The organism is Amycolatopsis rhizosphaerae (assembly GCF_007713715.1).
GTDB classification, from domain to species: Bacteria; Actinomycetota; Actinomycetes; order Mycobacteriales; family Pseudonocardiaceae; genus Amycolatopsis_E; species Amycolatopsis_E rhizosphaerae.
In genome coordinates, this window is sequence record NZ_VJWX01000630.1 from 1 (window position 1) to 3,623 (window position 3,623).

The 3,623-nt window shown below is 70.5% G+C and carries 3 protein-coding genes; 2 read left to right on the plus strand and 1 reads right to left on the minus strand.

Going from position 1 to position 3,623, the window contains the following annotated elements; genetic code table 11:
* Together FNH05_RS34510 and FNH05_RS39835 are read left to right on the plus strand one after the other, a co-directional pair.
* A partial coding sequence (locus FNH05_RS34510; RefSeq protein WP_186382884.1) for a glycoside hydrolase family 3 protein occupies nucleotides 1-1,320 on the plus strand: 1,320 nt, incomplete at its 5' end.
* A gap of 169 nt (nucleotides 1,321-1,489) precedes the next feature.
* Entirely contained in the window at nucleotides 1,490-2,665 is a 1,176-nt protein-coding gene (locus tag FNH05_RS39835) for an HNH endonuclease signature motif containing protein (RefSeq protein ID WP_281287662.1), read from the plus strand.
* A gap of 399 nt (nucleotides 2,666-3,064) precedes the next feature.
* On the opposite strand, the gene FNH05_RS34520 is transcribed toward FNH05_RS39835, so the two are convergent.
* Nucleotides 3,065-3,556 carry a MarR family winged helix-turn-helix transcriptional regulator gene (locus FNH05_RS34520; protein WP_144593052.1) on the minus strand — a complete coding sequence of 164 codons (492 nt, stop codon included), beginning with the start codon at nucleotides 3,554-3,556 and terminating at the stop codon, nucleotides 3,065-3,067.
* Between the last annotated feature and the right edge of the window lie 67 nt (nucleotides 3,557-3,623).

Below are 3,623 nucleotides of genomic sequence, written 5' to 3' on the forward strand. Positions count from 1 at the left end.
GGGCTGCGCAGCGCCCTGCCCTACACCGACCTCCGCGTCGAGCCCGGGGCGGACGCGGGCCGCCCGCTCCCCGAACTGGACCAGGACCGTCTGGCGGGCCCGGTCCGGCTCGTCTTCCTCGACGCCGAGGGCGCCGCGCTCCGGACCGAGGAGACGGCGCGCTGGGACGGCACCCTGCGCACGATCCCCGACGCGGCCGAGACACTGCGGCTCTCGTGCGAGATCCGCCTGACCGAGCCGGGTGAGCACCGGCTCGAGGTCGGCCTCGTCGGACGGCACCGGGTGGTCGTGGACGGGTCCCTCGTCTCCGCGAGCGCCGAGGAGGCCGACGGCACGGCCGCGGTCCTCGACTCCTCCACCAATCATCCACCGGGCCACGGCGTGTCCCGCGCGGTCGGTGACGCCCCGGTGACGGTGTCCGTGGTGGTGGAAAGCCAGCGCCTGCGGTCCGCGGAGTTCGGCGACATGGTCCGGGTCGTGCTGCGGCACGGCCCGCCCGCGCCGAGCGCGACGGCACTGCTCGACGCGGCGCTGGAAGCCGCGCGGTGGGCGGAACTGCCCGTCCTGATCGTGGGTACCACTCCGGAGACCGAGTCCGAGGGCTGGGACCGGCGGACGCTCGCCCTGCCCGGCGATCAGGACGCGCTGGCCGAGGCGGTGCTCGAAGCCCGGCCCGACACCGTCGTCGTGGTCAACGCGGGCGCCCCGGTCCTGCTGCCGTGGCTGGAGCGCGCCCGGACGGTCGTCTGGTCCGGGTTGCCAGGGCAGGAGGCGGGGCACGCACTGGCCGACGTGCTCACCGGCCGCACCGAACCGGCGGGCCGCCTGCCCTGGACCTTGCCCGCCGACGAGCGGCTCGTGCCGCCGGTGACCCCGGAGCCGGACAGGACCCTCCCCTACCGCGAAGGCGTCCACATCGGTCACCGCGCCTACCTGCGCGCCGGGGTCACCCCCGCCGCCCCCTTCGGGCACGGGCTGGGCTGGACCGACTGGGACTACCGGGACCTGGACACCGGACAGGACGGCGTGGTGAGCCTGACCGTCCGCAACACCGGCCCGCGCCACGGATCCGAGGTCGTGCAGGTGTACCTGTCCGCCCCGGCGGGCGGCCCGGACCGCCCGGTCCGCTGGCTCGCGGCCTTCGGCAGGGCCAGTGCCGAGCCGGGCGGACAACGGCGCGTGACCCTCCGGATACCCGGTCGTGCCTTCGAGATCTGGGATCCGGACGCGGGCCGCTGGACGACCCCGCCCGGCGACTACACGGTCCACATAGGACGATCAGTGACCGATGTGCGGCTCGCCGGCGTCCTGACCCGTTAGCGGTCCTACGGGGATGACCTGCCGGCGTCGGCTGCGGGATTGACTATTTGTGCCAGGAGTTCATCAGCACCAGACTCCTTGGCCGGAAAATATTCGCTTACTACAAGAAAATGAAATCGCCCCTGATTGTGTGATGCCCTCGACGGTTTGCCGTCGATAGAATTGTGGTGTGACCGAGAACTGGGGGTTTTCCGGGCCTGATCCGGAACTGTACGAGCGCATCGCCGATCTCGACCGGGATGACAAGATCTCGCTGCTGGCCGCGGCCGAGGCATATTCCAATGCTTATCAGGCGGTGAAGCTGGCCGTGATCGCGGAGTTGGGGGATTCGGATTCGGTGGCGAAGGAGGTCGCCCTGGAATTGCATTATGGTGCGCGTCAGGGGGAGGGACAGGTGTCGCTGGCGCGGGATCTGGCGCGGCGGTTGCCTGCGACGTTCGAGGCGATGAAACGCGGTGCGCTGGATCCGTATCGGGCGTCGAAGGTGGCCGATCAAACGTCGGTCCTGACCGACGACCAAGCCCGGGAAGTCGATGCGCGGGTGGCGGAAAAGATCACGACGCGAGATGTGACGTCGGTGCGGAGGCTGGTGAACAGGACCGTCGCCCGCGTCGACCCCGACGGGCACGCCAGGCGGTGTCAGGAGCGCAAGCGGTCCCGCAGTGTCCAACTGTGCCATGAGGACGAGGGCATGGCCACCCTGTATGCGTATCTTCCGGCGGAGATCGCCGCCACCATCTATACCCGGGTGGATCGGGTGGCGCGGCGACTGCGCAGCAGGGGTGAGGAACGCACCCTGGACGAACTGCGGGCGGACGTGTTCTCCGATCTGTGTCTGGGCGTCGCGCGGCCGGTGGAACCGCCGCGGGCGGAAGTGTTCGTGTATCTGGATTTCCTGACCTGGACCGGGCTGCGCGACGACCCCGCCGAGTTGGCCGGACACGGGCCGATCCCCGCGGGGCTGGCGCGGAAGATCGCGGCCAACGCCACCGTCCGGCGGGTCATCACCGACCCCATGACCGGTATCCCGATCGAAGTCGGGCGCCACCGCTACCGGCCACCCACCGCCACGAAGGAACTGGTGCAGGTACGGGATCGGGAGTGTCGGGTGCCGGGGTGTCACAGGCCGGTCCAGGCCTGCGACCTCGACCACGTCGCACCCTGGGCCCAGGGCGGTGGCACCGACAGCGAAAATCTCTGCGGCCTGTGCCGCCACGATCATCGCCTCAAGGACGAACCCGGCTGGCAGCACCGCATGACCGACAGCGGGATCCTGGAGATCACCACCCCGGCCGGTCGCACCTACCGCAGCCAACCCGAACCCCTCACCACCACCGCCGCCTGAACCCCGATACCTGGCCCTGAACGCCGCGAACCGCGCACCTGCCGCCGCAGCAGGACGGTGACCCGCTTCCCACAGGCGACTTCGGCATGCGCTGGTTTCCGGGAACTGCGACCAGACCCGCTCCGGGGCCAACAGCGGTACACACCCAGCCCGGAGCCGTGCTCCTCACCGCGACAAGCGATAACCTCTCAGACCCGCTCGCGGGGTACTTGTCGTGGCCATATCCCCGGTCGGCATACAGCCCGCCCGGCCGCTGTCGGCGTCGCCCACGGCAACCCCGCACCGCCTCGGACGACGCTGTCGGAGCTGGCGTGTGGTCTCTGCCAGGAACCGCCTGAGAACCCGCGGCGGTGCATGCTGACGGCCCATCACAACCGGCTCCGCCGCTTCGAAACACACCTAGGATCCGTCGTCCTCCCGTGCCGCGGTGAGACAGCGGTTCAGGAGTTCGCGGTGCCCGGCCAGGAAATCCGCGACGGCGGTCAGCGTCGCGTCCGGCTGGGCGGCGGCCTGGTCGAGGGTGCCGCGGAGGACGGGACCGAAGACGGCTTCGGACATCTCGTGCGCGCGGGGCGCCATCCGGACGACGGTACGGCGGCGATGCGCCGGGTCGGGTTCCCGCCGCACGTAACCCGCCGCCTCCAGCCGGTCCAGCACCGTACTGGTGGCGCCCGTGGACATGCCCAGCGCCTCCGCGAGCGCGGTCGGGGAGAGCACCTCCGCCTGCCCGACCAGGTCGAGGGCCCTCAGGTCGGTGCGGTTGAGGCCGAACCGCTGTGCCGCGTACTGGTCGAGCCGGTCTTGGACGGTGGAGAGCGCGCGGAGCTCGGACATCACCTTTTCCACGAGAGCGCGGTGCCGGGTGCTTCCGGGGATTGACAACGGACCCATGCGCGCAGTGTACTCGAATTTCGAGCTGCTCGATTTTGGAGTTGAGAGCCATGGGCAGACCCACCCC

What these genes read in the sequence shown, in the direction of transcription:
- FNH05_RS34520 (WP_144593052.1), bottom strand. Translation starts at nt 3,556, where the DNA reads ATGGGTCCGTTGTCAATCCCCGGAAGCACCCGGCACCGCGCTCTCGTG.